This is a genomic window from Nocardia sp. NPDC051463 (assembly GCF_040681975.1).
In the GTDB taxonomy this organism is placed as follows: Bacteria; Actinomycetota; Actinomycetes; order Mycobacteriales; family Mycobacteriaceae; genus Nocardia.
Genome location: NZ_JBFBAB010000010.1, coordinates 156,049 through 181,345, shown reverse-complemented (window position 1 = coordinate 181,345; position 25,297 = coordinate 156,049). Strand labels below are relative to the sequence as shown.

Genomic DNA, 25,297 nt, shown 5'->3' with positions numbered 1-25,297 from the left:
GGACAACGTCTGAACGCCAACACTTACCGTCCCAACAAAGGAGTCCTCATGCCCGAGGCCGTCATCGTTTCGACCGCCCGCTCCCCGATCGGCCGCGCCGCCAAAGGCTCGTTGGTCGATATGCGGCCCGACGATCTGACGACGCAGATCGTGCGCGCGGCGCTCGACAAGGTGCCTGCGCTGGACCCGGCCCAGATCGACGACCTGATCCTCGGCTGCGGTTCGCCCGGCGGTGAGCAGGGCTTCAACCTCGCCCGGATCGTCGCCGTGCAGCTCGGCTACGACTTCGTGCCCGGCACCACCGTGCACCGCTACTGCGCCTCGTCGCTGCAGTCCACCCGGATGGCGTTCCACGCGATCAAGGCCGGCGAGGGCGAGGTGTTCATCTCCGCGGGTGTCGAGACCGTGTCCCGCTACAAGAACGGCTCGGCCGACAGCTGGCCGAACACCCAGAACCCGCTCTTCGACGAAGCGAAAGCGCGCACCGCGAAGGCCGCCGAGGGCGGCGCGGGCATCTGGCACGACCCGCGCGAGGACGGCCTGATCCCGGACGCCTACATCGCGATGGGCCAGACCGCGGAGAATGTCGCCTCCATGACCGGCATCACCCGGGAGGACCAGGACCGCTGGGGTGTGCGCTCGCAGAACCGGGCCGAGGCGGCCATCAAGGCCGGCTTCTTCGAGCGCGAGATCACCCCGATCACGCTGCCCGACGGCTCCGTGGTCTCCAAGGACGACGGCCCGCGCGCGGGCGTCACCTACGAGGCGGTCAGCCAGCTGAAGCCGGTGTTCCGCCCGGACGGCAGCATCACCGCCGGTAACTGCTGTCCGCTCAACGACGGCGCCGCCGCGCTGGTCATCATGAGCGACACCAAGGCCAAGGAGCTGGGCCTGACCCCGCTGGCCCGCATCGTCTCCACCGGCGTCTCCGGCCTGTCCCCCGAGATCATGGGCCTCGGCCCGATCGAGGCCGTCAAGCGGGCGCTCGCCCTCGCGGGCAAGTCGGTGGACGACATCGACCTGTTCGAGATCAACGAGGCGTTCGCGGTGCAGGTGCTCGGCTCGGCCCGCGAGCTGAAGATCGACGAGGACAAGCTGAACGTCTCCGGTGGCGCCATCGCGCTCGGCCACCCGTTCGGCATGACCGGCGCGCGCATCACCACCACGCTGCTCAACAACCTCCAGACCTACGACAAGCAGTTCGGTGTGGAGACCATGTGCGTCGGCGGCGGCCAGGGCATGGCGATGGTCATCGAGCGCCTCAGCTGAGCTGAGGCGACAACCGAACGGCTCCCTGCCCGACCGGTAGGGAGCCGTTCGGTCTTCACGTCCCGCCTCAGCATCGAGGCATTTCGGCGGCGCGAGTGGGCCACCCGACTTCCCATGCGCAGGAATAGCACACAATGGCGCCACAGGGTTGTTGCACATCGAGGTTTTCTTGCTCTCTGCCACACTCGTCCGGTTGGCCGAGCGGATCAAGACCGCTGTCGTCAATACAGGCAGCGCAGTGCACAGACACGTGTCCGACACCTCGGGCGATCTTCGCAGATTCGCCGACACCATGGTCGCGAACGATGCCAGACACCGGCTCGCGTTCCATCGAATCGAACGCGCGAACCCGCCGCGCTTTACCGGTCGCGAAGAACTCGGAGACGGAATCTACAGAACTCACGAGTTCACGCCTGACAAAATTCTCAGCGCCCCGATCAGAGACCCCGAAAGAAATGTCGTCGGAGTTAATTTTCCGTCGAATGAGCATGACAGCAAACTATCTTTGCGTTTCACGCCAGAGGCATACGAGGCAGTACACCGCGAATACCGCCAAGGCTTGAAGATAGATGCCGAGAAGGAAGGCGACCCGCCCATATGGAAACTTGGTAAGCGAATTCGCGCCCCTTGGGCGAAAAAGGAACAGTTGGTTTTCGCGAAAGCCCACGGCAACAGAGACGGATATGACATCAAGATCAAGGTAAGATCACCGGGAAAGATTCGGGCCAGGTGGATAACCGTGGGAATCGACGGCCCGACGCATGGTCTGATTCTCGCTTCCAATAAGCATTTCAAGGATGCCGTCAAGAACAAACCGACGGCCACGCTGATACGTTGGGACTGCTCAACTGCCGCCGGTTCTGCTGCGCCGCTGTCGGCTCAATCTTTACATTCGGCCGGAATACTATTCGATTCATGGGCAACCCGGGAGATACATCTCACCACCTTCCGAGAAGAATTCGGTGGTCGCACCATCCTCGGCCACGGCTCCCTCATGAAGGTCGATGAACACGGAAATCCGACGGAGTCACCGTGGGGAGTAAACAGAGCGCCCAGAATACCTCCGGACACACCGGATTGACACCCTCGACAAGCCTGGATCACCAACCGTCGCCGACCTGCCAGGTTGAGCAAACAACGAGATGAGCAGTCGTCGCGAACACAACGATCAGCCTTCGTCGGTGCCGTATCCGGCCTCGAGTCGTTGTTGAAGTAACGCGGCCGACGCAGAATCCCGAAGTAGAGCCGGACCAGGATGACGGTCAGGCCGAGGGGACACCCCGGGCGACCTGCTCGAGTGCCTGGGCACGGATCAACTGTTCGCGACGGCCTGGGATGGCGATGGTCACCGAGCGCCTCAACTGAGCTGAGTCGACTGACGGATCGCCCGCTCCCCCCACGGGTGGGGCCATCGGGTTCCCCACCTCGCGGTATAAATATGACTTATGGAAACACCGGCGTCACATGACAATTGGTTTGTCATGGTCGATCCGAGCTGGCAGGCGACCACGCCGGACGCAGGTCCGCCGCCGGAATTGATTCTCGGTGGATGGCATGTCGACGAGAACGGCAACCAAGGTCTGTTCGAGCCCAATCCGGACTATGTCCCTACCGACGACTCGGCACCCACCGATCCCACCGACGCCGTGCTACAGCGAGCCATCAATGGTGACGATGTGGGAGGCGACATCATTCCGACCCTCCGTAACGCAGTGGTGGAGATCGCGGGCAACGATCGCGGCGAGCTGCTGATAGGAACGGCGCCCAACGGGGCCCGCTGCGTGTGCGTGGCGACGGCGGCCGTGCACAAGCGCCGAATCGAAGCGGAACGATGGATATCGATACCGGGGACCGAATTGTCGAAACTCGTCCCGGAAGGCGCGGACATCTTCCTCAATCCAGGCAGTCACGCGCAATTCCTACTCCACACCGACGCATTACGCCAGGCCGGGTAGGCAGTTCGCTCTACCACGAGCAAGAATCGCGAATTTCTTATGATGGCAGCCGAGATGGTGCAGTTGACAGAACGCGTGAGTGTCGCAGTGGTGAAAGCGGGCTCGGCATTACATAAAAGCAGATCCGGAACCGCGAATACTTTGGAACAGAATGCCGCTGAGTGGGTTTCATCCGACGCCGATAACGCACATGACCTCTCACGTCTCGAGCCAGGACTACGCGCTGATCCGACAGAATTCCAAGGCGTGGACAGCACCGGCAGAATTCACACCTTTACGTCCGATAGAATCCGAAGTGCCCCGATCACCGATCCTGATGGCAATACCGTGGGAGTGCACTTCCCGGTCGACTACCAAGACGGTCCGGGACCGATTCGATTCACACCCGAGGGATACAGTTCGATACACACCACGTACGTCCAATCCAATAATCGAGGGCGAACGGAGAGGGCCCCATGGCATAGCTATGATCGAGACGCCCCCGACTCCGAGTTGATCTTCGTGCGAGCCCACTCCACCGGCGACGGATACAGTCTCGCGATCGATGTGAGTGCACCGGGCGCGAGTAAACCCGAATTTGTTGAAATCATGACCAGCGGCACAGACTTCGGGCGAGCCCTTGCTGACAATGAGCACTTCGAACTAGCAGTTGGCAATAAACCAGCAGCAGCCCTGCTCCAGATTTGTTGCAGACCCGCAAGTGGTCCAGCTGCTCGAGAATCGGCGGAGGCGTTGCATGCCGCCGGAATAAAGATTGATGTATGGGCTTCGAAGGCGACAACTTACCTTTACCGCACATCGCACGCTGACGGCATGGAGGTCGAAGAAAAAGGGATCGGCACCGATGTGAGGGTCAGTAGACACGGCTATGCGATGAATAATCCATGGGTGAGGTTCAAAGCGCCGAGCGATTCCCCCGAAACCTGATCGTCACCGTCCAACGACAAACGGCTCCCGTCCGAGATCAGATGGGGGAGCCGTTACTTGTCAGGGTCAGTCGTTGTTGAAGCAACTCACCAGGCGCAGGATCTCGACGGCGCCGCCTTCTGACGGATCGACCGACATTCGCCACAGTGACAACGCGCCTCCCCTATCCTTTTCGGGATGGGAGCCGTTCGTTGCTCTCCTGACTGAAACAAGGATGGGTATGAAAACACTGACATCGGCCTCGATCCGGATGGCCGCGAGCAATCCCGACTTCGCACCGATGCGCCACAGAAAGCCGAATAGTCGGTTCGTTTTATCGGGGGTAGGGATCGCGAGCTAATAGTTCATGCTCTCAGCCACACTGACCAGGTTGACGGCGCGGATTTGCGCCGCAGTGGTGAAGGCCGGCGATAAATTTCGTCATAACATGTCCGATATCGCGGAAGATCTTCGTCGGAATTCCAGGTGTCTCGTGTGGGAAGATGCCAGATACGCGCGTGCACTCCAGCAATTCGAGCTACGACAACGGGAGAATCCGGAAATATTCGCCGGTGTGGACGGCAATGGCGAAGCCCGCCGGTTCACCGCCGATCAAATACGAAATGGCCCGATCAGAGACCCCGAACAGAACATCGTCGGCGTGCATTTTCCGATTCACCCGGCCGAAGGTACAGGTAGCATGACCTTCACACCGGAAGGATGGGCAGCCGTACACAAAGACTACTTTCGGGCTGTACTCGCGCCAGGCGGAAAGAAATGGATTCCAGGCCGCCGTAGGTACGCCGCCGAATGGGCGAAGCAGAATCCGGAGGATCCCGATCCCGAGTTGGTCTTCTCGTCGGGACACGGCGATGAGGAGGGGTACGGGATCCAGATCGACACCAGGGCGTCGGGCGCAAGTGATGCCACCTGGACCACCCTGTTCGTTGATGGACGCGATTTCAGCCGGATTCTCGCATCGAACAAGCATTTCCAACAAGCAGCTAGAAACAAGCCGACAGCACAACTGATCCAATTTTCGTGTCTAACTGGCAGTAGTCGAGTGGCTACCGAAATGGCGCAAGGGTTGCACTCGGTCGGAATACGCTTCCGCGTCTGGTCTCCGACCGATCTACATATGGTTTCCCCTCTCAAAGTCCGAGACGAAACGGGCGGCATTACAATCGTCGACCATGGTGTCGCAATGAAGGTCGATGCTTCGGGCAATCCGATAGCACCTGCATGGGCAGTGTCCGAAGCATCCAGGGGAGCGTGACCACCCACCCGCGACAGGTTCAGCCACCGCTTGACCGCGCAACCACACGTCGCTCCGACGACAAAACGGCTCCCCACCCGTAATCGGGATGGGGAGTCGGTGCTTGTCGGGGTCAGTCGTTGTTGAAGTAACTCATCGAGCGCCTCAGCTGGCGACACCACTCGAACGGGTCCCTGTGCTCACAGGCAGGGACCCGTTCGGCGTTTCAGAGCACCGCGTCCGACCAGTCCGAATGCCGGTTCAGCGCGGCGATGTCACACTGCCCGGCCGGGCTCCGTCTTCCAAGCGAACATCCAGTTGAACCAGCTACAAGGAGCCCACTCCCATGCACACCGCCTACGTCATCGTCACCGTCCTCGCCGCCGCCTGGGTCGGCTTCTCCGGCTTCTCGCTGCTGCGGCGCGCCAAGTTCGTGGTGGATCCGCTGGTCGAATACGGCGTCCCCGAGTCCTGGTGGACCTGGCTCGGCTTGGCCAAGACCGCAGGCGCGATCGGCCTCGTCGTCGGTCTGTGGATCCCGGTCATCGGATACGCCGCCGCGGTCGGCATCGTGCTCTACTTCCTCGGCGCCATCATCACCAACATCCGGGCCCGCGCCTACTCCAGCATCCCCTTCCCGCTGCTGTACATGGTCCCGGTCATCGTCGCGGTGGGGCTGGGCGTCGCCGCCTGATGGCGACCGATCGTCGCCACAATGACAAACGGCTCCCCATCCGGGATCGGATGGGGAGCCGTTGTCTGTCAGGGTCAGTCGTTGTTGAAGTAACTCAGCAGGCGCAGGATCTCGACGTAGAGCCAGACCAGGGTGACGGTCAGGCCGAGCGCGACGCCCCAGGCCGCCTTCTCCGGTGCCTGTGCGCGGATCAGCTGATCGGCGGCGTCGAAGTCGAGCAGGAAGCTGAACGCGGCGATCCCGATGACGACGAGGCTGAACACGATGGCCAGCGGGCCGCCGTCGCGCAGTCCGAGGCCGCCGTCGATGAAGAAGCTGGCGATCAGGTTGCCGAGCGCCAAGACCAGCACGCCGATCATGGCGCCGACGATCATCCTGGTGAAGCGCGGGGTGACCCGGACCGCCCCGGTCTTGTAGACCACGAGCATGCCCGCGAACACACCGAAGGTACCGAGTACCGCCTGCGCGATCATCGCGCTGCCGCCGACTCCGCCGAACTCGACGTTCGTGAACATGAACGACAGCGCGCCGACGAACAGACCCTCGAACACCGCGTAGGACAGCACGATGACCGGGTTGTCCATCTTGCGGGCGAAGGTGGCGACCAGCACCAGGACCAGGCCGACGAGGCCACCGCCGATGACGAACAGCGGCGCGAGGGAGTTGTTCGCGTTGGTCAGGCCATAGGAGATGATCGCCGACAGCGCGAGCACGCCGAGCGTGACCGCGGTCTTGGTCACCACATCGTCGATGGTCATCGCGCGCGTGGCGGGGGCCTGCTGGTAGGGCTGCTGGTACGGCTGGCCGTACTGGTTACCCAACTGCTGACCGAACTGGCCCGCGCCAGTCATCCCTGACCCGAAGTTGGCATAGCCACCGCCCTCTTGCCGAGGGAGATTTCTGAATACCGGATTGCTTGTGGTGCGCAAAGCACGCCTCCTTGTTGTCTCCGCTGACGCCGATGCTACCGGCGGCCGAATCCCAGGTCATCACGCCGGAACTACCCGTTATGTCCAGTTCAACGTACGTCCATGTCAGGTTGGTTCCCGAGATTCGCCCGGCCTGTCGGTAACTCCCGTCACGATCAGTGGATGGCCGCCGACTCTGAGCAAACATCGGCGACGGTATCGACGTCGCAGGTGAAGGTACCGTCGGCATGTGAGCACCCAGTGGAAGATCCACGGCGAGCGCGTGGTGGACGAGAACCGGCACATCAAACTCTCGACCGTCGATGTCGAACTACCCGACGGTGTCCGGTTCACCCAATATGTTGCGCGCATGCCGCGTTGCGCGATGACCCTTGTGCTGAATGAAAGCCGTGAGGCACTGCTGATGTACCGGCATCGGTTCATCATCGACAAATGGGTGTGGGAGTTGCCTGGCGGCTACGTGGATCACGCAGAGGATATCGCGGTGGCAGCGGCCCGCGAAGTCGAGGAGGAGACCGGCTGGCGGCCGAGGACCATGCGCCACCTGGTGACTTACCAGCCGTCGATCGGGACCCTCGACCAGCCACAGGAAATCTATCTCGCGGAGGGCGCCGACCTGACCGACAGCGCCCCCGACATCAACGAGGCCGAAGAAGTCCGGTGGGTGCCGCTACCCGACGCCCTCGACATGATCGACCGAGGCGAGATTCTGGGGGCGGCAACGGTTGTCGCGTTGTACCGGGCGCTCAACCTGTCTGCTTAGTCGTCGTCAGCACCTGGCGTCGGAAGTATTCGACCTCGCGAGCAGACACAGGTTGAAGGTCCGGCCACGTAGGTATCCGTCGGACATGTCGAGAGATCGCTCGGCGAAATGTGCCGCCCGCTCGTTGTCGCCGAGGTCCCAGAAACAATGCGCAGTCTGGCAGACATATACGCGTCATCGAAGTAGTTCAACCAATCCGGCCACACCATCCGATCGAGTGAATGCGCGCTCGGCGGCGTTTATCGCGCTCGCGCACGAGGATCTGTCAGTCCGAGCGGCGTGCCCATGAGCCCCGACCATGTGACATTCGGACTCCAGTGCGGGCAGACCCGTGGTGCGCGGCGATCTGGGCTGCACGTGCCAAGTCGACCGCATCGCCTGGCCTACCAACATAGGTAGCCTGATGGCTCATCGACCCGTTGGGTCAGGCAACGCCTACGCGCTGGCTCAGCTCTCGCACGTCTTCGCGCATCCCCGACGGCGGCCGCCTCATCAGCTGGTGCAGCATTTCTCGCGCGTAGCCGTTGTATCGAATGGTCTCCGGTGCGGTGCGTTCCGACTTCGCAAGCAATGCGAATGCTGCGACGAACTCGTCGCGCTGGAAGTGAGCACGAGCAACTTCGATGAAGTGCCTGCTCCGGCGCGGCAGGGAAACAATGGTTTCGGCGTCGAACCTGTTCGCGGCACGCACTGCTTCACCAGATCGGCGCAGCTCCACGCCCAATGTGGTTGCGTGAGCGGCCATCACCGGAATCGAGAACGACGTCTGCACATGCCGATAGTCCGCTCCCAGATTGCGGGCGGCCCGGTCCGCGCGCTCCCACGCCGACCAAGCCTCGCCGTACCTTCCCCGGCGAGCATAAACGTAGGCGACCTCGGCTTCCAATGCGCCTGCGATGCCGCGCCATTCGTCGGAGGTCTCTTCTCGATCGAGGTATGGGCCCAACCGTTCGATCGCGCTGCGCGCCAACTCGACCGCTTCTCCCCAACGCCCCGAGTCCCGCAGGGCCTGCACCATCGCCCACGCACTGCACGCGATCACATACGGATCGTCGGCTTCGTAGCTTTCGTTCAGCGCCCGGTCGGCCACGAGCCATACCAATTCAGGCGCAGGCTGATACGCGACATAGAAATCGGCCAGCTGGTACACGCCCGCCAACACCCGGCGCGCGGAGCGACGGCCATCGCCGACGACTCTCGCCGCGCTCTGCGCGTCTCGGATCAGACCGGGCAGCAGTGTCCCAAGTTGCGTGCGATGATCGGGGCTGCCATGCCGCACCTGCCACGCCTGCCGCAGCCGGGCGATCAGGTGGTCAATGCTCGCTGTGCGATCTGGTTCGGCGACCCGGAAATCTGTCAACGCGGCTTGCACCGCGGTCAGCGCCGAGTGCCGCTCTCCCGCAAACACCGCGACAGGTACAGCGTGGTCGTTGCCGGTCAACTCTGCGAGATCCTCGATTTCAAGTGCACGTGCGATCCGCAGCAACATAGGTAGACGGGGCGTCTGCAGGCGCCCGTTCTCCACAGCCTTGAGCCACTCGGCAGATCGTCCGACCAATCCTGCGAGGACTGGGCGCGACATTCCAGCACGTTCACGCTGGCGTTTGATTCGCACACCAACCGGCTCTTCGTTGGGGCTGTTGACCACCGCAACCCTCCCGCCGCTGATAGAACGCCTCCAGCGTAGCCGCAAATGTATGGGGTACGGAATGTACCTGGTGGTTCAGATCACAAGCCCTACCGTCAGTTCAGCAGCCAGCGCCGAGGTCTTAAACCAGGACAGGACTCGGCCCCGCTCCGGCCTCTCCGGTCACGCGGCGGATGGTCCGAGACTCCGGCGCTGATGCGCCTCCAACAACACATTGCAGACGCGCCGAGGGGGACCCGCCCAATGCCCGCAGAAACCATCGCAACGATCGCTGTCGCTTTATGTTTGATCGAGGGAGGTGGTATCTGCTATCTCCTTGCGAGAGGTCCGGCCTACCCGCCCAACGCCCAACCAGTCAACGACATCCTCGAGCGAATCGCCGCCGAAGGCTCCCTCCGTATGGACTCCTGGGATGTCGAGGCGGCACATCGTGCGCCCGACAAGCCTTTCACGATCGAGGAAGCTCACCGGGAGATGCAGTGTCACCGCAAGTGTGGTGTCGATGCCTGCGCCCGCAAGCACTCAGCGCAGGCCGTGCTCGTCGAGGCCGGACGAATCAAGGTTGATCTGCGGGTGGGGCGATGACGATGCCCGCCGATTTCGAGCGCGCGATGGATCGCTGCGACGAGGTCGCCAACCGGATGGATATCGAACGCGCCCACGGCATCAAAGTGATCCACGGCCACAAGAAGACACCTCGCTGCACCCCGGACGATTGCCCACGGTTACGGGGTGCATTGGAGTTCATCGCGCTCGCCGAAGGCCGCCGATGACCACCGACGACAATCCGGATCGGATATTCATCCAAGCCGTGGATGACCTGGAGCCAGGCTCCAGCAACCACCGAGACCGACGACTCGAACTACCGATGCGCGTCGCGCAGCCCACACACCGACCGCGTCACCGTGAACTTTCGATTGCGACCGATCACCTCGGTCTGCCCGACCATCCGCTCGATCACCCCTCGATAATTCAGGTGCGAGTTGAAGACCGTCCAGAGCTCACCGCCGGGCCGCAGTACCCGGCCGGTCTCGGTGAACATCTTGATCGCCGAGCCGGTGTGCACGGCCGCACCGACATGGAACGGCGGATTGCACAGCACCAGATCGGCGCTATTGTCGGCGGCCGAGGACATCGCGTCATCGCGCACCACCGTCACTCGGTCGGCGACGCCGTTGGCTTCGGCCGTTGCCCGCGCCGAGGCGACCGCGGCGGCCGACTGGTCGGTGCCGAGGACGGTGATGCCCGGCCGCGCCTTCGCCAGGGTGACCGCGAGGATTCCGGTGCCGCAGCCGAGGTCGACGGCGTCGCGGGCGTCTGGCTTCATCCACTTCAGGTGCTGCAGCAGGAACCTGGTTCCGATGTCGAGGCGGGCCCCGGAGAAGGCGGCGCCGTGCGCGACGACCTCGATGTCGAGATCCTCGATCCGCTCCCGCACCGGGAACGGCAACTCGCCAACCGGTTTCGGCCCCGTGACGAGCAGGGTGCGCGACTTCTGCCTGCCGCGACTGGCGCGCACCTCCGAAAAGGAATCGGCGAGTAGGTCGTTCATCGATGTGGTGAGGTATTTGTCCCGACCGCCCGCGAATACCTGGACCTTCGGATCGGCGTAGCGCGCGATGGCATCGGCGACCTCGGCAAGCCCGGCGAGGACCCGCGGCAGCCGCAGCAACACCACCTGCACATCCGCGAGCAGGCTGTCGGTGAGCGGCTGTGCGCTGTAGCGATCCGCGAGTCCGAGCGTGCGGGCGTTGTTGGCCAGCGCGAGCTCGCCGGTGAGCAGGTCCTGATGTACCCGGACATCGCGCAGGTCGTGTCCGACGATCGCGCCGAGGGTGAGCGCACCGTAATTGTCTCCGATAACGGCTATTCTCCCGCTACCAGCCGCGGCAATCGCGTCGTCGGCGATATCGAGGATCAACCGATCGGCGGCATCCACGGCGTAGAGGTTTTGCGCCTCGACATCCGGATACCGCCGCAGTCGGCCAAGTACTTCCTCGACAGTTTCCACACGTCAAGTGTGCTAGATCGTTGCCGCGCGGTCGCGTCGGGGCCGGGAAAACCACCGAGCCACAGCGCCGCAACGATATCCGGATCAGCTCACGACAGCCTTCCCGCCGCTCGGCGCCACCGCGAACCAGGTGCCACCGACGCCTTGGCCGAGCAGATCACCGGCTTTCTGATCCTTCCCGAAGTAGTACACCGGCCAGCCGCCGACGGTGACTTGGCAGGCGCCATCGGCACGTTCGATGAATCCGACGCGCTGCGGGTCGACGCCGGACACAGAGATCGACTGATCTCGCGCCACGGTCAGCGGCGGCCAGGTGACGGCGCACTGCCCGGCGCAATTGGAGGCCGACGGATTGGCGGTGTCCTTGTCGAACCGGTACAGCGACCGGCCCGCTCCGTCCGAGACATAGTGTCCGACACTCGGATTACTGGTCACATTGAGCTGCACCGTGTGCGCGCCCGCAGGAGCGGGCCCGTCGTAGATCTTCAGCCAGCCCTGCGTCTTCGCGACGGCGGGCACCTGTCCGGCCTGCGGCGCAGCGACGGCGGACGCGGGCGCGACCGAACTGGTGGCAGCGACCGGTTTCGCCGGTTCCGCACCTCCGCACGCGGTCAGCAATCCGGCGAGTGCCACCGCGGCCGCGGCGAACGGCAGCGCAGAACGACGGAAACTTGTGGTCGACAGCATTTTTCGAATCCCTCCATGGATCGTGGTGCACCCGGTGCACCCGGTCACCGGTAACTACGGGGCAGCCGGCGATCTGGTTCACCGGCATCGGAAACGGCATCGTGCAAATCAACGGCAACATTCGATTCGACGGCTACCATCGGGCTCTATGCGCACAAGGATGGTGTTGGCAGCCGCTGCCGCAGCGGCCCTGCTCGCCGGCTGTGACGACGACGGGACTGCCACCTCGGACTCCCCGACCACATCGGCCGCGAGCACGCTCGTCGACGCGACACCACGGTCCGCACCACCGGACGCGCAACCGAAGCGGGGCAAGCCCTCCGGCGACGCGGGCCTCACCGTGACCGATATACGGATCGGCCACCAGCCCGGATTCGACCGCGTGGTCTACACCCTCAGCGGAGTCGGCGCCCCAGGCTGGATCGTGCAATATACCGACCGAGCCGTCCAAGACGGCAGCGGCAAGATCATCGACGTCGCGGGCCGCTCGATCCTCGAGGTCCAAATCATCGGCTCCGCATATCCATTCGACAGCGGCGTAACCCCCTACGCGGGTCCCGACCCCGCCACCGACCCCAGTGCCGCCGTGGTCAAGGGCGTCTACCGGTCTGGTGTCTTCGAGGGCACCACCCAGTCCTTCATCGGCGTGAACGCCGACCGCCCGTCCTTCTCCGTCACCACCCTCGACAACCCCACCCGCCTGGTCATCGACATAGACACGCCATGACAAATTACCCACTAGGGGTATCTCAGAGCGTCGAACCGCCATGCCTAGAATGGGCGAGGTGACAGCACCGCACGCTCCACTGCGCGCATCCGGGCTCCCCCGGCTGCTCGGCGTGCTGGCGCTGCTCGCGGGCATCATTGCGATGCATGCGGGCGTGTTCGCGATCCCCGGCGAACACCATATGGCCGCAACCGTCACGACGACCACGCCCGCCGACGACCACGGCACCACCGCGACCGGAACGGACTGCGGCAGCGATGGCTGCGGCCACGCCCATGGCGGCATGCACGCGTGCGTATTCATCCTGACCGCCGTCGGTCTCGCCGTGATGCTGGTGTTGCTCTACCAGGTCACCGTCGATCGACCGCACCTCGACGCAGCAGCACTGCGCAATGGCAGGCCCCGGCGTGAACGGGCACCGCCATGGACGGTTCCGTCACTGGCCGAATTGTCGATTCTGCGGATCTGACAGGTCCACCGTGTCCGAGCCACCGAGCACGGCCGCGGCTTTCACCTGTCCGACACCGAGTCATTCGCATTCACCAGGAGCACAGATATGTTCATCACCCGTACCCGAATCACCGTCGCCATTGCCGTCGCCGCGGCAGCACTTTTCGCCGCGGGCTGCGGCAACGACGACTCCGGCTCTATGCCCGGCATGGAGCACGGCTCGACAGCAGGCGCGGCGGCCACCTCGGGCCCGCCTGCCGCCCGAACCGACTTCGACGCCGCAGATGTGTCCTTCCTGCAGATGATGTATCCCCATCACGCGCAGGCCGTCGACATGGCGAAGCTGGTCCCTGGCCGCAGCGAAAATCAGCAATTGCTCACGCTCGCCGCGCAGGTCGAGAAGGCACAGGCCCCGGAGATGCAGCAGATCAGCACCCTGCTGCAGAGCTTCGGCCAGCGGCCGCCGACCGGGACAGACGGACACGCCGGCCACGACATGGCGGGCATGATGACGCCCGAGCAGATGAGTTCCCTGCGCGCCGCGTCGGGCGTCGAGTTCGATCGTCAGTGGATGACCATGATGATCGATCACCACGCCGGCGCGATCGCGATGGCGAACACCGAGCTCACCACGGGCGCCAACCCGGAAGCGAAAGCATTGGCCGGTGCCATCGTCACCGCGCAGCAAGCCGAAATCGGCACCATGCGCGCCATGCTCGGCCAGGGCTGACGCCGCGGGCAACGGCCACCGCGCCGGTATCGGTTCGTCATCGATATCGGCGCGGTCCGCTGACGAGCGGCGCGCCGACGTACGGTCGAAACGTCCGGCCCCGTTCGGCACCTCCAGCGGCCGGGGACTCGGAGGGAGAGGGGATCGGACAATGCGTCGACCGGAACGCGCGGGTCTGGCCGCCACCGTCGCGGCGACTGCCGCTGGTCTTGTCACGATCGGCGCCTGTTCGACGCAGATCTCCGGCACCGCCGCGGTCGATCAGACCGACCTCGCCGCCTACACCTCCGAGGTCACGGCGTCCTCGATCGCCGCGTCCTCTTCACGTGCCGCGGCGGCGGCGCGCACGACCGAGGCCGCGTGCACCGCCCTGCGCAGCGCGAATGCCAGCTCCGTCCACGATTTCAATGAGTACATCACCGTGAGCAACAATCGCGGGCTCGACGACCCCGAGGTCAATGCCAAGGCCGACGTCGCAGTCAACACGCTGCGCGGCAACGCGCGCACTCTCGACGCACAGTTGACCAACGAGGTGGCGGCCGACGTAGCCGGTCCGCTGCGCGCCTACCGCGACGACACCAATGGACTGGCCGACACACTCGCCCAGCGCGCACCGACCGACACCCTGAACGCCGCCATCGACAGGTTCAACGCGACCAAGGATGCCGCGATCGCCGTCTGCAAGGGCCACTGAGACAACTTATGTCGAGCCGCGTTCCGCGCGCTCGAGAAAGGCTCCAGCAGTTCGTCGCACGGCGCGCCGATGTCGGGCACGAGGTGATCCATGCCGGGGCTAGGGCACGCTCACCGGGTTCGCGCGGCAATGGCCTCGCAGATCTCCTCGAATCCCCGCTGGAGTCCGCCTGAGACCATGGTCGCCGAGAGGCTGACCAAATTCGGTCGAGAACGGCTCAAGCCCCCGGCGGTAGGACCGCCTGCCAGGAAGCGTGCGCCCCGGACTCCGCCGTCCGGCTCTGCCGCAACCGCGCGTTCCGACGCTCGAGCACAATGAGCGCGGTGCCGCCGAGCACGACAACAATGGCGATGATCGCGCCGGCCACCGCCGCCCCGCTATAACCGGCCACCCCGATCACCACGGCGGCGACAGTCACCAGACCTCCGAGAAGGAGCAGGACGAACCCGGCCCGATTTCGGGCGTCGGCCAGCGCTCGTCCCGGTGGGGATTCGGGTGTGCGGGCGATATCGGGTGCGTCGTCGAGTGGGGGAATTTCCCACGATCCGTCCGCTGTCATGCTGGTACCTCACGTTTCAGTTCGGGCGAAGCGCCCTGCTGCGTCATGGTTTGGGCGAACCGCCCTGCTGCGTCACGGTTGGGGCGAAGCGCCCTGCTGCGTCACGGTTTGGGCGAAGCGCCCTGCTGCGTCATATCGAGGGATTGCCCGATTACGCGGCCCCAAACTGTTCGACGGCTACCACTCATCGATCGGACCAGGCTGTCGCGCCCAGCCACCCGACCGGGACCGGGTGAGAGGGACTGTTGAGTGCTGACGATCGACCCGACCACGTCGGCGATCAGTGGACCAGTGCCGTGCATCGCGAAGAACGGCAGGCCGTAGGTGATAATGCTCGACCCGGCCGACCAACCGTCATCGCCAACGAGCTGCACCCTCAGCCGACTTCCACGCGTCCGGCCGGGTCGGCTGGTTCACCACGCAGCGGGAAGGCGGCTCGGCGCACGGAACGGATCAGCTCACCAATGCCGGCTGCTCACGATCTGCCAGGGTGCGGCGATAGGGCAGTCGCAGGACCAGCCAGGATTGGTCCGGGGCATAGTCGCGCGGATGCGAGGCTTCCGGGTCGGCGCCGAGGCCCTCGACCCGAGTCCACCGATCGGCACCGCACCGGATCGTGTCGGTGTAGCGGTAGTGCAGATGGCCGTGCAACATCAAGCCTGGTCGCAGCGTGTTCACGGCGCGCTGGACGCGGTCCTGATTGGGCAGGCATTCGGGGAGGTTCTTGCGATTCCAATCCGGGGTCGAGTCGCGAGGTTTGTCGTGCGCCAGCAGCACATCGACCGGCGTGGGGTCGGCGGCGAGCGCCGCGTCGAATTCCTCGTCGGGCATCTGTTCCTCCGGAAACCACAACTTCCCCGCGGTGACGGGATGCCGCGACGATCCGAAGCGTCTGCGCCGCGCGGCATTCCGCTCGACCTGCGCCTCCTTCGCCAGACGCCACGGTTTGTCGACCGAATAGGCGCCGCCGAACGCCGCGAACCTCGTCTCCCCCCACACCCAGCGATGGCCACGCGGTGCGTACCGAATGTTGCTACGGCACACCAGAAAACCGTCGTCATCGGCTTTCTCGTCGTACAGCTCATGGATCAGCGACGTCTTGTCGTGGTTGCCGTCGAGGAAGTACACGTGGACCCGCCGCTTACGCGCGACCCGGTTCACCACATCGAAGTAGCGCCTGCCGTCCGGGGTGTGTTCCCAGGCGCCGAAGTCCCCGAGCACGAACATCCGCTCGCACTCCTGTCGCACCGCGATACCGACCAATCGGACCGCATGATCGGTATTGCCGTGCAGGTCTCCGGTCATCAGCACGCTCCCCATGACCACATGGTGGCAGGTGCGGCCGCACTCGGCATCCGCATTTCCAGCTACGATCGCCGCCGCCACCCACCGGGCCGGGTTGAGCCCCTTGCCGATCGGCGCGAGTGCATCTCCCCACGGCTCCCACCGAGGTGTGTCGAGATATTCCCGGCGCCGATAGTGATGCGGCCATCGACACCGGGATGCCTGCCGTCAGTGCGCGCCGACACGCATGCCGACCGGCGGCTTGCCGGCCGGGATGAACACCGTCGCGCCCGCCGCCACGACCGCCGCGACGACGGCGCCGAACACGAAGGCAGCGCTGAATCCGCTCAGATCGGCTCCGCCCGTCCGGAGACTCACGGCGGCCACAGTGGACAGCACCGCAACGCCGAGCGCCGCACCCACTTCGTGGAAGGTGTTGACCAGCCCGGAGGTAATCCCGGCCTGATCGTGTGTGACATTCGCCAGCGCGGTGGTCGTCGCGGTGACAAAGGTGGCGCCCTGGCCTGCCGCCGCGATCGTCAGGCCGATGATCAGGGCGGGGGTACCGTGCCACCCCGCGGGTATGGCCAGGCCCACGGCCGCGATCGCCAGGGCGACAACGCCGACCGGTCGATATCCGAACGTGCCGATCAGCCGCCCGGCGTTGTGTGCGCCGACTATGGTTCCCAGCGCGATGGGCACGAACAACAGCCCGGTGACGAGGGCCGAATTCCCCTGCGCCTGCTGAAGATAGAACGAGCCGAGGAAGAATCCGGTGATCAACAGCCCGGTCGCGACCAGCATCAGCACCGCCCCGGCCGCGATCGGCCTGCGCACGAGCAGGCGCGGATCCAGCAGCGGCGCAGCGGTATTGCGCTCATAGCCGACGAATATCACGCCCAATACGCCGGCCGCGAGCAACGGGACCACGGTGAAGGGATCGCCCCAACCGTCGTCACCCGCGTTGATCAGCCCGTATATCGCGGTGCCCACGGTGGCGGTGACGAGCACCGCGCCGAGCACATCGATGTTGCGCCCACCCCGCCCGCGCCGATCAGGGACGACCCTGGTCATCGCCACGAGCAGTGCCGACCCGACCGGCACATTGACGAAGAAGATCCACGACCAGCCGGGTCCAGCCGTCAGCAGACCACCGACCAGCACGCCGACCGCTGCGCCGGTGCCGCCGAGCGCACCCCACACGCCGAGAGCCTTGTTGCGCTCGGCGCCGTGGAAGGTGGTGGTCACGATCGCCATCGCCGCCGGCGACAGCAGCGCGGCCCCGATGCCCTGTCCGACCCTGCCGCCCAACAACATCGGCGCGTTCACCGCGAGCCCGGCGAGCAGCGACGATCCGGTGAAAACGACCAGCCCGGTCAGCGCCACCCTGCGGGCGCCGAACAAATCGGCCGATCGACCACCGAAGACCATCAGCCCGCCGAACAGCAGGGTGTAGGTCGTGATCACCCAGGTCGTGGCGGCACGACCCAGTTCGAGGTCCCGTCCGATATCCGGCAGCGCGACGGTCACCACGGTGATGTCGAGGATGAGCATGAACTGGGCGACGGCGAGCACCGTCAGGGCCCGCCATCGGCGCGGATCCGGGGCTTCTTCGGTGCCGTGATGCGGGTGAGCCGGCGTCTGCGAGTGCATGTCTGCCTCCTAAATTGAACGCAAGTGTTCGAGTTACGTTTCACACTGTAACTCGAACACCGATGTACGAGAAGAGGCGGATCTGGACAACGACTCACCGGCGCCCGGCCCACCGCCGTCCTATAGTGGCGACACAACCCGTACAAACTTGTTCGAGAAGAGGTGGCGACCTGATGGCAGCACCGCGGACGCGTCAGCAGGGCCAGGCCAAACGTGCCGACGCCAGACGCAATATCGCCGCGATCCTCGATGCCGCTCAGGAAGCGCTGATCGCCGACCCGGAGGCGAATATCGGCGAGATCGCCAAGCGAGCGGGCGTCGGCCGGGTCACCCTCTACGGACACTTCGCATCCCGCGCAGAACTGGTCGACGCGGTGTTCACCCGAGCCGTCGCGGCGAGCGACCACACCCTCGACGCCGTCGACCTCGAGGGTGACCCGCGGGCGGCCATGGGCAGGCTCGTCGCCGCTTCATGGAAACTCATCGACCAGTTCCGCGCACTGCTGCTCGCGGCACACAATCACATCCCGGCCGAGCGCATCCGGGCCGCCCACGACCGGCCGATGCACCGCGTCGGCCGCCTCATCGAGCGTGGCCGAGCCGAAGGCGCGTTCCGCGCCGACCTGCCCACCTCCTGGATGGTCGCGGTCTATCACAGCGTGATCCACGGCGCCGCAACGGAAATCGCCGCGGGTCGACTCGCCGACGACGATGCCGCAGATGTCATCACCAGCACCCTGCTCGCCGCGTACGCACCACCCGCCGAGTAGCTCAGTTGTCGGCGAACAGCACACGGTCGGCGTAAGCGGTATCGAAATACTCGCGGGCCGCCGCGATCTTGCCGTCGCTGACGCGGAAGAGGATCACCACTGTATTCACATACTCCGCTCCGGAAACAGTGGTCGCTCGCGTCGTCCACTCTGCACTCGCGCGGTCGCCGTCCGCCAGGACGGTGTGAACTTCCAGCGTCATGGGCGCGCCCGGATCGAAACGGCTGATCATCTGGGCGAGGAACCCGTCGAAGATCTCGTCCGGGCCGGTCCAGGTGCGTGAGGTCGGGAGATCACCGATCAGCGTCCAGGTGCCGTCCGGCGTGAACGCGGCGCGGCATTGCTCGATATCGCCGGTTTGCAGCGCGTTGATGTATGCGACGATCGCAGCGCGGGTCTGCTCGGTGGTCGACATGGTGGTTCCTCATTTCATTTCGATGGTGAGTACCGCGCTTCCCCGGATCAGCCGGTTATTCAGCTCGGTCAGCACCGTGCGGGTTTCGGCCCAGTCTTCGATTCGCCAGCTTCGAGGTCGGCACAGCGACCAGATCGGCCCGACCGCCGCTCTCGGGGTGCGCGACGACCCTGGTACCCGCCGCGGGCCCGGATCCGTCGGCTGCGACCGTGCGGACCCGCCGACGATGTCCTGCCCCATCACACGGCCCGATGCCACCGGCGTCCCGTACACGCCCGTCAGCGCGAAGATCTCACCTCGATTCACCGAGAACGCCTCGACCTGCACCAGCACCTCGTCGGCGGCGGGCACAGGTTCGGCCATATCGACGAATTCCACAAGCGTCGAATCAGCGGTAGCCGCCAGTGCTTTCATTGCGCTCTCCCTTCTCGAACCGTCACGAACAACCATATGAGCGGCGGTTTCCCCCTGGAAGAAGGCAGTAAGTAGTGGTATAGGTACCTGGTGGATACCAAGTCACCTGAAAAGGCGATGGCCTACGATATTTTCAACAGCAACTGCCCGTCTCGGCATGTGTTCGATCGCCTCGGCGAACGCTGGACCGGCCTGGTCCTGCTGGCACTCGGGCCGGGCACACAGCGGTTTTCGCAGCTGCGCCGCCAAGTCCAAGGAATCACGCAGAAGATGCTCACCCAGACCCTGCGCGGTCTGGAACGTGACGGAATCGTCGAGCGGCGGGCCTATCCGACAGTCCCGGTCACCGTCGAATACTCGCTGACTCCGCTCGGCCGCAGCCTCTGCGACGCGGTCGCGGTGCTGCGCACCTGGGCCTACGAACACATCGACGAGATCGAGGCCGCCAACGCGAAGTACGCCCGCCCCTGACGGACTTGCCCGTCAGCGCACCCGAATTCGGTGCCGCAGGACGAGCACGCCCACCGCCGCCCCCACCATGCAGAGCCCGACGACCCACAAACCAGCGCGCTGGCTGCCGGTCAGATCCTTCAGCGCACCGGTCACATACGGCGCGACGAAGCCGCTGACATTGCCGATCGAGTTGATCAGCGCGATACCGCCCGCCGCGGCGGCCCCGGAGAGGAAGGTGCTCGGCAACGCCCAGAAAGTGGGCAGCGCGGCGAGCACCCCGACCGCGCACACGGTAACAGCGGCCATGGCCGCGAACGGATTTCCGAGATAGAGGGCCACCGGAATGGCGAGCCCACCGATCAGTGCGGGCAGGGCGACATGCCAGGTCCGCTCGCCGGTCCGGTCACCGTGCCTGCTCCACAACACCATGACCACGGCACCGATGACATAGGGCACGGCATTGATGAGACCGCGCTGGACGATCGAGAAGTGCGTTCCGTATTGCTGCTGGAATCCGCCGATGATGGTCGGCAGGAAGAATCCGAGCGCATACAGGCCATAGACGATGCCGCCGTAGATGAGCGCGAGGCCGAGTACCCGCGGATGGGTCAGCGCCTTGCGCACCGTCCAGTGCTCGGCCTGCTCCAGCGCGGCCTGTTCAGCCGCGAGTTCGGCTGTCAGCCAATCCCGTTCCTGCGGTGAGAGCCAGCCCGCCTTATCCGGACGGTCGGTGAGATAGAACCAGGTCATGACCGCAAGGCCCAGCGCGGGCAGGCCCTCGACCAGGAACATGAAGCGCCAACCGGTGAGCCCGAACACGCCGTCGCCGTACTGGATGATCAGACTCGACACTGTCGAGCCGAGCGCGGTGGAAATCGGTACCGCGGTCATGAACAGTGCGACGATCTTCGCGCGGTGCTGCTGCGGAAACCAGTAGGTGAGGTAGAGCAGAATGCCGGGGAAGAAGCCGGCCTCCGCGACACCGAGTGCGAAGCGCAGCACATACAGCATGGTCTCGTTGGGCACGAAAGCCATTGCGGTGGCGACGATCCCCCAACTCGCCATGATCCTGGCGATCCACCTCCGTGCCCCGAACCGATGTAGCGCCAAATTGCTCGGCACTTCGAGAATGAGGTAGCCGATGAAGAAGATCCCGGAGGCGAGACCGAACGCGGTTTCGCTCAGCCCGAGATCGGCCTTCATGCCGCTGGGCCCGGCGAAGCCGATATTCACCCGGTCCAGGTAGTTGACGAAATACAGCAGCCCGAGAAAGGGCACCAGACGGAGGGTGATCTTGCGCACCGCCGCGCCGGATACATCAGTGGCATCGACCATTCGGGCACTCTCGACGCGCAACGCCCGGGAGTCAAGTCCTCGCCAGGCGCGACACTGTCGACCGCGCCGGTACCGCTACTCGATATACCAACGGAAGGTGTCGTATCCGACGGCGTGGGCATCGATGGCTTCCCGCAGGTAGTTGGCCGTTTCGACCACGACGCCACCGGATTCCCTGCCCCCGATCAGAATTCCGAGGAATGCCGCACGTCCCTCGGCGGTCTGGTTGTACACGATGCCGCCGGAATCGCCCCGGTCGGCGTTGAAGTCGGTGATGAAGTAGTTCTCGCCCACCGAGGTGATGTTTCCGCAGGTCCAGGTGGTTGCCCAGCCGACGTGGCACACGCCCTCGCCGACAAAGGGTTCGGTGTAAGTGGATTGGATGCCGAAGGTGCCCAGCGAGGCCGAGATGCCGACATTGTTCGCGAGCCGGATGAGGGCGAAGCCCAGGTTCGCGACCGTCGAGTCGTCACCGTAGCTCTGTTCGAACCATCCGACGAGGCCGCCGTTGACGTCGTAGACGCGCGCCCCCTGCTGAAAGCAGTGCGCGGCCGTGACGGCGTACTGCGCACTACCCATATGCCCCGTCGCCCCGACAGAGCAGATCCGGTCGGCAGTCCGGATCGTCATGCCCGGGTATGCGGTCACCTGAGCCTGCGCGGTCGCGGGAAATCCCACACTGAGACAGACCGCGAGGGCTGCCATCGTCACCAACATCGACAGCCTCTTGCGGTAGTACATGATTCGCCTTCTCGGTCGTGTCGACCCGGCCACTGCGCCGGTAGTCCGCCTGCGTACGCCGACCTATGCACGATATCGCCCGTCGCCGCGATGCGCGCGCTCAACGACGACCCCTTGCGTCCCTGCCGAGTCGAACAGAGTTCAGGCGGCGAATCCGAGTGCCGTCGCGCCGATGACCGGAGCCATGTACAGCAGCGGGAACGGGACATGGGAGTACAAGCGCGCCCTGAGCACCGTGCCGACGGCGCCGCCGAAATACAGCACCAGCCCGAGCGCGGCCATGATGCCGATCAACGGCACGAAAAGCCCTGATGCCAGCCCGATCGCACCCATCGCCTTGGCGGCACCGAGCCAATTCCACCACGACTCGGGCACACCGGATTCCGTCAAGGCTGCGATCACCCAGCCGGCCCGGCCGAAGACCGCAGCGGCCGAATAACCGACCCAAGCTGCGGCCAAGATGGTGGCGGCGGCATACGCAGTGGACATCGGTGCAGCTCCTCATCGCAATGGATCGGGGCCAGCCTATTGCCCGCTGTACCGCCGCGCGGTTGTTCCACCGGACATGCGAAGTCGAGCGCCCCCGGCGTCATTGCCCCACGAGATAGATCATCGGCCACACCGGGAATCCGTTAGGACATCGGCGGGAGCCGAGCCTGCAAGACCATTGGGTCGCGGCCTGTGGGCACCGACTCGGTGGTCGCCAGAAGGCAGGAACCGGCGAGACCGCGCTCGCGCATTCCGCGCATACCGGCTTTCATCGGTTATTCACACCGTAGTTGTCGCTCGTTGACCTACAGCGTTGACACTCGACCCCCTATCGGCGTGTACTGAGGTTCTGGCAGATCCGATCTCGGACATGTGGAGTTCCACCCGGATGGGCCCGTTCAGCACGACGGTGACCGCGCACCAGAGTTTCGATCTGACCGAACAACGAGGACCTGGTATGGCAATCACCGAAATCAAGGAATACGCGCATTTGAGCGCGGCGGACGTCGAGGCGCTCGGGCACGAACTCGATGCGATCCGCCGCGACATCACCGAGCAGCGCGGCGAGCGGGACGCGGCGTACATCCGTCGCACGATTGCCTTCCAGCGGGTACTGGACGCCGCGTCGCGGCTGGTGATCGGCGGCAGCAGGACCAGAGCCGGCTGGCTGCTCGGCACCGCGGGCTTGGCGGTGGCCAAGAGCATCGAGAACATGGAAATCGGCCACAATGTGTGCCACGGCCAATGGGATTGGATGAACGATCCCGAAATACATTCCAGCACTTGGGAATGGGACATGGCGGGCGTGTCGGCGCAGTGGCGCTATTCGCACAACTATCGCCATCATGTGTTCACGAATGTGCTCGACATGGACGACGACATCGGCTTCGGCGTCATGCGGGTGACGCGCGACCAAATCTGGCAGCCCCGTTTTCTACTGCAGCCGTTGCAGAATCTGTTTTTGGCCGCCACCTTCGAGTGGGGTATCGCTCTGCACGGCATGTATGCCGAGCGCGATCGCATGCCCACCCAGGAGCAGCGGACCGCGCAGACCAAGGCGATGATCGGCAAGCTGGTCAGGCAGGCAAGAAAGGACTACCTGCTCTTCCCGGCGCTCAGCGGGCGGCGGTGGCGGCGAACCATCGCCGCGAATGCCGCCGCCAACGTACTGCGCAATGTCTGGGCGTATCTGGTGATCTTCTGCGGACATTTCCCCGACGGCGCCGAGAAATTCACTCCCGAAGTCATGAAGCACGAGACCAAAGCGGAGTGGTACCTGCGGCAGATGCTCGGCACCGCGAACTTCGATGCGGGCCCGCTGTTGGCATTCATGAGCGGAAACCTGTGCTATCAGATCGAACATCACCTGTTCCCGGACCTGCCGAGCAATCGCTATGCCGAGATCGCCGAGCGGGTGCGCGTCCTGTGCGACAAATACGATCTGCCCTACACCACCGGGTCGTTGACCCACCAGTACCTGCTGACGCTGCGTACCATCCACAAACTCGCCCTCCCGGACCGCTTCCTCACCGCCACCAGCGATGACGCACCCGAGACCGCCTCCGAACGACGATTCGACAAGGATGTCGCCGCCACGACGCCGGACACCCGCTCAGCGGCGACCCGACGCGGTCTACGCACCGCCCTGAAGAACCGTGCCCTCCGTCGGCGCATCGAATCGATTGCCGCACTGCACCGTTGAGAACCCAATCGCCCCTCCCGTATCACCCATGCGGCGTGCGAGCAGCCTTGCCGGGATCAGGCAGTGTCGCGGCGAGCCCGGCGAGCAGGATGTCGAGCCCGCGCTCGAGTTCCGCAGCGCCGTCGTAGGAGGCCAGGACGGGGGCCAGCTCGCGTAGCAGCGGAAACTCACCGATCGGCAGCCGGTGCAGCCCGAGGCGCAGTACTTCGTCGGTTTCCTCCGGACGTTCCACGAGCTCCTGGAGTTCGTTGAGGATATGGCCGTAGAGGAATCCGAAGAGCGCACGGTAGATATGCAGTGCGTCGGCTCCCGAGAATCCGGCGCGGGTCAGCAGGCCGATGATGTCTTCCAAAGGCCGTACCACGGCCCGAGGACGCATCCCCAGTGGCGTCGCCAACGGCCGCGTCACCAGCAGCGGGACAACACGAGGATGAGCGAGCGCCAGTCGCCGGAAGTCGCGCGCGACCACCCGTAGCTGATTGCCCCAATCACTACCGGTGGCATCGACCGCCAGTTGGGCGAACACCGACTCGGCGACACCGTCGAGCACCGCGGCCTTGTTCGGGAGGTGCCGATAGATCACCATCGGATCCCGGCCCACCGCGTCGGCCAGGCGGCGCATCGATAGCCCCTCGACACCGTCACGATCGACGATCTCCAGCGCGGCCGCGAGCACCACCGCCCGCGTGATCTGGCCATTGTCACGACCCCCTGCGGCAGCGCCCTTGCCGCCGGTCGGCGATTCGGCCATCACAGAACACTCC

The 25,297-nt window shown here is 64.7% G+C and carries 29 protein-coding genes; 16 read left to right on the top strand and 13 right to left on the bottom strand.

Annotated features, from left to right (window positions below; all coding sequences use genetic code 11):
* The first annotated feature begins 48 nt into the window (after positions 1–48).
* The 6 genes from AB0M74_RS16370 (at position 49) to AB0M74_RS16345 (ending at position 6,079) form a co-directional block, all read left to right on the top strand.
* Positions 49–1,269, top strand: a complete 1,221-nt coding sequence (locus tag AB0M74_RS16370; RefSeq protein WP_366527056.1) for an acetyl-CoA C-acetyltransferase — start codon at positions 49–51, stop codon at positions 1,267–1,269.
* 193 nt (positions 1,270–1,462) lie between these two features.
* Positions 1,463–2,350 carry a hypothetical protein gene (locus AB0M74_RS16365; protein ID WP_366527055.1) on the top strand — a complete coding sequence of 296 codons (888 nt, stop codon included), beginning with the start codon at positions 1,463–1,465 and terminating at the stop codon, positions 2,348–2,350.
* A gap of 364 nt (positions 2,351–2,714) precedes the next feature.
* Positions 2,715–3,224 carry a type VII secretion system-associated protein gene (locus AB0M74_RS16360; protein ID WP_366527054.1) on the top strand — a complete coding sequence of 170 codons (510 nt, stop codon included), beginning with the start codon at positions 2,715–2,717 and terminating at the stop codon, positions 3,222–3,224.
* A 546-nt stretch (positions 3,225–3,770) separates the two neighbouring features.
* Positions 3,771–4,151: a hypothetical protein gene (locus AB0M74_RS16355; RefSeq protein WP_366527053.1), complete on the top strand. Its 381-nt coding sequence runs from the start codon at positions 3,771–3,773 to the stop codon at positions 4,149–4,151.
* Between the two features lie 370 nt (positions 4,152–4,521).
* On the top strand, positions 4,522–5,406 hold the full coding sequence (locus tag AB0M74_RS16350) for a hypothetical protein (RefSeq protein WP_366527052.1): 885 nt from the start codon (positions 4,522–4,524) through the stop codon (positions 5,404–5,406).
* 325 nt (positions 5,407–5,731) lie between these two features.
* Positions 5,732–6,079: a DoxX family protein gene (locus tag AB0M74_RS16345; protein WP_366527051.1), complete on the top strand. Its 348-nt coding sequence runs from the start codon at positions 5,732–5,734 to the stop codon at positions 6,077–6,079.
* Positions 6,080–6,153: 74 nt separating this feature from the next.
* Here the strand turns inward: AB0M74_RS16345 and AB0M74_RS16340 are convergent, their stop codons facing one another.
* A complete protein-coding gene (locus tag AB0M74_RS16340) occupies positions 6,154–7,008 on the bottom strand; it encodes a Bax inhibitor-1/YccA family protein (protein WP_366527050.1) in 855 nt (284 codons plus the stop codon).
* Positions 7,009–7,237: 229 nt separating this feature from the next.
* Between AB0M74_RS16340 and AB0M74_RS16335 the strand changes: the two genes are divergently transcribed.
* The gene (locus AB0M74_RS16335) at positions 7,238–7,771 is read left to right on the top strand and encodes an NUDIX hydrolase (RefSeq protein WP_366527049.1); all 534 of its coding nucleotides are present in this window, start codon (positions 7,238–7,240) and stop codon (positions 7,769–7,771) included.
* 424 nt (positions 7,772–8,195) lie between these two features.
* Here AB0M74_RS16335 and AB0M74_RS16330 read toward each other — a convergent pair whose 3' ends face one another.
* Positions 8,196–9,386 (bottom strand): helix-turn-helix domain-containing protein, encoded by a 1,191-nt coding sequence (locus AB0M74_RS16330; protein ID WP_366527048.1) that lies wholly within the window; start codon positions 9,384–9,386, stop codon positions 8,196–8,198.
* A 276-nt stretch (positions 9,387–9,662) separates the two neighbouring features.
* On the opposite strand from AB0M74_RS16330, the gene AB0M74_RS16325 reads away from it, so the two are divergent.
* Together AB0M74_RS16325 and AB0M74_RS16320 are read left to right on the top strand one after the other, a co-directional pair.
* On the top strand, positions 9,663–10,004 hold the full coding sequence (locus tag AB0M74_RS16325; RefSeq protein ID WP_366527047.1) for a hypothetical protein: 342 nt from the start codon (positions 9,663–9,665) through the stop codon (positions 10,002–10,004).
* On the top strand, positions 10,001–10,192 hold the full coding sequence (locus AB0M74_RS16320) for a hypothetical protein (RefSeq protein WP_366527046.1): 192 nt from the start codon (positions 10,001–10,003) through the stop codon (positions 10,190–10,192). The genes AB0M74_RS16325 and AB0M74_RS16320 overlap by 4 nt, the downstream gene beginning before the upstream one ends.
* Before the next feature lie 89 nt (positions 10,193–10,281).
* On the opposite strand, the gene AB0M74_RS16315 is transcribed toward AB0M74_RS16320, so the two are convergent.
* Both AB0M74_RS16315 and AB0M74_RS16310 read right to left on the bottom strand, forming a co-directional pair.
* Entirely contained in the window at positions 10,282–11,430 is a 1,149-nt protein-coding gene (locus AB0M74_RS16315; protein ID WP_366527045.1) for a methyltransferase, read from the bottom strand.
* 84 nt (positions 11,431–11,514) lie between these two features.
* Positions 11,515–12,117 carry a hypothetical protein gene (locus tag AB0M74_RS16310; protein WP_366527044.1) on the bottom strand — a complete coding sequence of 201 codons (603 nt, stop codon included), beginning with the start codon at positions 12,115–12,117 and terminating at the stop codon, positions 11,515–11,517.
* A gap of 148 nt (positions 12,118–12,265) precedes the next feature.
* Here AB0M74_RS16310 and AB0M74_RS16305 point away from each other — a divergent pair, with 148 nt between their 5' ends.
* The 4 genes from AB0M74_RS16305 (at position 12,266) to AB0M74_RS16290 (ending at position 14,718) form a co-directional block, all read left to right on the top strand.
* Positions 12,266–12,844 carry a hypothetical protein gene (locus AB0M74_RS16305; protein ID WP_366527043.1) on the top strand — a complete coding sequence of 193 codons (579 nt, stop codon included), beginning with the start codon at positions 12,266–12,268 and terminating at the stop codon, positions 12,842–12,844.
* Positions 12,845–12,902: 58 nt separating this feature from the next.
* Complete coding sequence (locus tag AB0M74_RS16300; RefSeq protein WP_366527042.1) at positions 12,903–13,313, top strand: DUF6153 family protein; 411 nt, start codon at positions 12,903–12,905, stop codon at positions 13,311–13,313.
* Positions 13,314–13,400: 87 nt separating this feature from the next.
* Positions 13,401–14,024, top strand: coding sequence for a DUF305 domain-containing protein (locus AB0M74_RS16295; protein ID WP_366527041.1), 624 nt, complete (start codon positions 13,401–13,403; stop codon positions 14,022–14,024).
* Positions 14,025–14,175: 151 nt separating this feature from the next.
* Positions 14,176–14,718: a hypothetical protein gene (locus AB0M74_RS16290; RefSeq protein ID WP_366527040.1), complete on the top strand. Its 543-nt coding sequence runs from the start codon at positions 14,176–14,178 to the stop codon at positions 14,716–14,718.
* A 217-nt stretch (positions 14,719–14,935) separates the two neighbouring features.
* Here the strand turns inward: AB0M74_RS16290 and AB0M74_RS16285 are convergent, their stop codons facing one another.
* The 3 genes from AB0M74_RS16285 to AB0M74_RS16275 form a co-directional block, all read right to left on the bottom strand.
* Positions 14,936–15,277 (bottom strand): hypothetical protein, encoded by a 342-nt coding sequence (locus AB0M74_RS16285; RefSeq protein WP_366527039.1) that lies wholly within the window; start codon positions 15,275–15,277, stop codon positions 14,936–14,938.
* Positions 15,278–15,730: 453 nt separating this feature from the next.
* A complete protein-coding gene (locus AB0M74_RS16280; RefSeq protein ID WP_366527038.1) occupies positions 15,731–16,597 on the bottom strand; it encodes a metallophosphoesterase in 867 nt (288 codons plus the stop codon).
* A gap of 192 nt (positions 16,598–16,789) precedes the next feature.
* Positions 16,790–18,214, bottom strand: coding sequence for an MFS transporter (locus AB0M74_RS16275; RefSeq protein ID WP_366527037.1), 1,425 nt, complete (start codon positions 18,212–18,214; stop codon positions 16,790–16,792).
* Between the two features lie 173 nt (positions 18,215–18,387).
* On the opposite strand from AB0M74_RS16275, the gene AB0M74_RS16270 reads away from it, so the two are divergent.
* The gene (locus AB0M74_RS16270; protein ID WP_366527036.1) at positions 18,388–18,984 is read left to right on the top strand and encodes a TetR family transcriptional regulator; all 597 of its coding nucleotides are present in this window, start codon (positions 18,388–18,390) and stop codon (positions 18,982–18,984) included.
* Position 18,985: 1 nt separating this feature from the next.
* Here the strand turns inward: AB0M74_RS16270 and AB0M74_RS16265 are convergent, their stop codons facing one another.
* Together AB0M74_RS16265 and AB0M74_RS16260 are read right to left on the bottom strand one after the other, a co-directional pair.
* Positions 18,986–19,399, bottom strand: coding sequence for a nuclear transport factor 2 family protein (locus tag AB0M74_RS16265; protein WP_366527035.1), 414 nt, complete (start codon positions 19,397–19,399; stop codon positions 18,986–18,988).
* A gap of 9 nt (positions 19,400–19,408) precedes the next feature.
* The gene (locus AB0M74_RS16260) at positions 19,409–19,813 is read right to left on the bottom strand and encodes a hypothetical protein (RefSeq protein ID WP_366527034.1); all 405 of its coding nucleotides are present in this window, start codon (positions 19,811–19,813) and stop codon (positions 19,409–19,411) included.
* Positions 19,814–19,903: 90 nt separating this feature from the next.
* Between AB0M74_RS16260 and AB0M74_RS16255 the strand changes: the two genes are divergently transcribed.
* Positions 19,904–20,284 carry a helix-turn-helix domain-containing protein gene (locus tag AB0M74_RS16255; protein WP_366527033.1) on the top strand — a complete coding sequence of 127 codons (381 nt, stop codon included), beginning with the start codon at positions 19,904–19,906 and terminating at the stop codon, positions 20,282–20,284.
* Between the two features lie 12 nt (positions 20,285–20,296).
* Here AB0M74_RS16255 and AB0M74_RS16250 read toward each other — a convergent pair whose 3' ends face one another.
* The 3 genes from AB0M74_RS16250 to AB0M74_RS16240 form a co-directional block, all read right to left on the bottom strand.
* On the bottom strand, positions 20,297–21,601 hold the full coding sequence (locus AB0M74_RS16250) for an MFS transporter (RefSeq protein ID WP_366527032.1): 1,305 nt from the start codon (positions 21,599–21,601) through the stop codon (positions 20,297–20,299).
* Between the two features lie 75 nt (positions 21,602–21,676).
* The gene (locus AB0M74_RS16245) at positions 21,677–22,342 is read right to left on the bottom strand and encodes a trypsin-like serine protease (RefSeq protein WP_366527031.1); all 666 of its coding nucleotides are present in this window, start codon (positions 22,340–22,342) and stop codon (positions 21,677–21,679) included.
* 141 nt (positions 22,343–22,483) lie between these two features.
* The gene (locus AB0M74_RS16240; protein ID WP_366527030.1) at positions 22,484–22,831 is read right to left on the bottom strand and encodes a DoxX family protein; all 348 of its coding nucleotides are present in this window, start codon (positions 22,829–22,831) and stop codon (positions 22,484–22,486) included.
* A 457-nt stretch (positions 22,832–23,288) separates the two neighbouring features.
* On the opposite strand from AB0M74_RS16240, the gene AB0M74_RS16235 reads away from it, so the two are divergent.
* Entirely contained in the window at positions 23,289–24,533 is a 1,245-nt protein-coding gene (locus AB0M74_RS16235; protein WP_366527029.1) for a fatty acid desaturase, read from the top strand.
* A gap of 22 nt (positions 24,534–24,555) precedes the next feature.
* Here AB0M74_RS16235 and AB0M74_RS16230 read toward each other — a convergent pair whose 3' ends face one another.
* A complete protein-coding gene (locus AB0M74_RS16230) occupies positions 24,556–25,284 on the bottom strand; it encodes a TetR/AcrR family transcriptional regulator C-terminal domain-containing protein (RefSeq protein WP_366527028.1) in 729 nt (242 codons plus the stop codon).
* Positions 25,285–25,297 lie beyond the last annotated feature (13 nt).